This is a genomic window from Flavobacterium sp. BFFFF1, from assembly GCF_002256285.1.
Taxonomy (GTDB): Bacteria; Bacteroidota; Bacteroidia; order Flavobacteriales; family Flavobacteriaceae; genus Flavobacterium.
Genome location: NZ_NKJE01000061.1, coordinates 1 through 2,604 on the forward strand (window position 1 = coordinate 1; position 2,604 = coordinate 2,604).

A 2,604-nucleotide genomic window follows, 5' to 3' on the forward strand; every position below is an offset into this window, starting at 1 on the left:
AGGAATGGTTATCTGACATTTTGGAAAGAATGGAATTCCCTCAAGAATTAAAACAGCGCACAACAGCGGTTTCACGCAATTGCTGCTTCCCTTGTAAAATGAACTTCTTTTTTCCATAACTTCGTTTTGTCCACGCCGAGAATACTCAGTTCCAAATGCCGCAACTGACGTGAAGCCGCCGGACGTTAACTGCCATTTCTTCGCCGACCTGAACGAATCAAAACATCATGAAAATATACGTTTATCTTTTAATCGTAATATGTATAGCTTGTCAGAAACCTGCTAAACATATTTATATTACAAAATATAATTTTTCATACACTTTAATCAGACCAAATATTCGTACAATAGATTCATTAGAACTACAGCAATCTGGAATAAGAATATACAAACCATTCGATATAAATTTATCTGATAGTTATTTTCCAAATTCAAAAAAATACAAATTTGCTCAGCCACTACTTTATCTGAGAAAAAATGAAAATATGAATACGGTTGTTTCATACTTTTTTACAGAAAAAGATAGCATTGTAAGATTAGTTGAGTATGCTTGGAATACGATGAAAGATGGAGATTCGATTTCAGAACTTTATAAATATAATGAGGAATATTTTAATCAATATTTTAAAAATCAGGCGAAACATAAAAGTGAAGTTCATCCTGGATGGAAACAAAAAATGACAACTTGGGAAAATGATTCAATTAATATTTTCCATTTCATTCTGTCACATGATGAACCTGAAAGAACAAGAGTTATAATTAGATTCAAATGAAACGGCAGTTAACAGCGGTTTCACGCAATTGCTGCTTTCCGTGTACAATGAACTTCTTTTTTCCATAACTTCGTTCTGTCCAGCCGAGAGTACTCAGTTCCAAATGCCGCAACTGACGTGAAGCCGCCGGACGTTAGCAGCAATTCGCTCGCCGAACTCAACGAAACGACCAATATCATGAGTTTCCTGTCATCAGTTTTAATGCTATTCTCGACTTTTGTTTCTGCTCAGAACGACACAATAAATACGCCTGAGGTTTTACTACACAAAGCTCAGAGTGATTCTTATTACAAACTTTTAGATAGTATAAATACGTATTACGATGCTGAAACTGAAAAGCAGGTTAATGAAATAATTAAAACAGAATCTCTTAAATCATTAGTTTATTATGATCAATTGATTACTCAATTTCCAAACTCAGAATTAGTTTTTGACGCGTTGTATAATAAAGCTCAAATTACATACTCATATTTAGATACAAATTTGGCTTACGAAATTTTTCTAAAAGTGGTTAACTTCAATACGAAGAAAACGGCCTATAAACATAGAGCCTTTAGAGCATTGGCAGAAATCGAGATTGAAAAAAAGAACTTCGAAAAAGCAATGTCATATTTAGATGAAAGTTGCAAATACCCAATTTATTTTGACTGCGGTGTACCTTGGGAAATAGATACCAGTCAATTAAGGATTATGTACACCAAATGTTTTGATGGATTACGGGGAAGTAAAAATTGATGCTGCAGGTAACAGCGGTTTCACGCAATTGCTACTTTTCGTGTAAAATGTAACCGCTTTTTCCATAACTTCGTTTTGTCCACGCCGAGAATACTCAGTTCCAAAAGCCGCAACTGACGTGAAGCCGCCGGACGTTAGCTGACATGTTTTGACAGACTCAAGAAACCATGGAACAAAATACGCACAGAAGATTTCAAATCTGCCTCATTGAACTTGAAAAAATAAACGATACGCTTTCTGAACTATATTTAGATAGTAATAATTTGTATAACCATAAAATTGGAATATTTAAAATCTTCCGTAAGTTGGTTATCAATTTAAGATTCATGTATGAAACTTCAGAAGTTAGTTCTCAACAAATTACTCTTTCGCTGGGGAGAATGATTATCGACCACTATTCAATCCTCTACTTACTGAGTACCCACTCATCAAGAAAGGAGCAACTGTTGAGATATTATTTATACTTAATTGATTCCTTACAAAGTAGAATAAATACAATTCAGGATTTCTCATCAAATTTCAGTGAAATGTCAGAGGAAATTCTAAAAAATAACGAAATTTCTAACTCTCATGATCAAAACGTAGTTATAAAACTAAAAGAATTCATTTTCGAAAATAAACTAAATGACATTGCGAACGAAAAAGATTTAGAGAACTCAAATTGGAAGTTTGTAAGCTCACATCCAGCCAAAAAAAATGTATATAGTTGGCAAGAACTATATAACATTTCAAAAATTCCTGAGCATTTCTCAAAAGCAATTCAGAATCATTTTTCTACTTTTACACACGGTTTAGGAATGACAATACTTTATTCCGAAGATAATCCAGAATCAACATTGTATGTTTACGAATTTGTAACTTTGATTCAAGCTTTAATCGGAAAGATGATGTTATTAAATTACCCCGAAGAACTAAAGAATTTAGAATTACGCCAAGATTTTCTCGATTCTGGAGAAGCAGGTTGGAATGATTGGAAATAAACACGTCAGCTAACAGCGGTTTCACGCAATTGCTGCTTACCTTGTAAAATGAACTTCTTTTTTCCATAACTTCGTTTTGTCCAGCCGAGAATACTCAGTTCCAATTGCCGCAACTG

General features: G+C 33.8%; 3 protein-coding genes. All 3 read left to right on the forward strand.

Features of this window, described 5'->3' with window-relative positions; genetic code table 11:
• The first annotated feature begins 227 nt into the window (after nt 1-227).
• The 3 genes from CFE23_RS16485 to CFE23_RS16495 all read left to right on the forward strand — a co-directional run bounded on the left by CFE23_RS16485 (nt 228) and on the right by CFE23_RS16495 (nt 2,488).
• On the forward strand, nt 228-773 hold the full coding sequence (locus tag CFE23_RS16485; RefSeq protein ID WP_291090527.1) for a hypothetical protein: 546 nt from the start codon (nt 228-230) through the stop codon (nt 771-773).
• A gap of 177 nt (nt 774-950) precedes the next feature.
• Entirely contained in the window at nt 951-1,508 is a 558-nt protein-coding gene (locus CFE23_RS16490) for a hypothetical protein (protein ID WP_291090529.1), read from the forward strand.
• A 167-nt stretch (nt 1,509-1,675) separates the two neighbouring features.
• Nucleotides 1,676-2,488: a hypothetical protein gene (locus CFE23_RS16495; protein WP_291090531.1), complete on the forward strand. Its 813-nt coding sequence runs from the start codon at nt 1,676-1,678 to the stop codon at nt 2,486-2,488.
• The last annotated feature ends 116 nt before the right edge of the window (nt 2,489-2,604 follow it).

What these genes read in the sequence shown, in the direction of transcription:
- CFE23_RS16485 (WP_291090527.1), top strand. Translation starts at nt 228, where the DNA reads ATGAAAATATACGTTTATCTTTTAATCGTAATATGTATAGCTTGTCAG.
- CFE23_RS16495 (WP_291090531.1), top strand. Translation starts at nt 1,676, where the DNA reads ATGGAACAAAATACGCACAGAAGATTTCAAATCTGCCTCATTGAACTT.
- CFE23_RS16490 (WP_291090529.1), top strand. Translation starts at nt 951, where the DNA reads ATGAGTTTCCTGTCATCAGTTTTAATGCTATTCTCGACTTTTGTTTCT.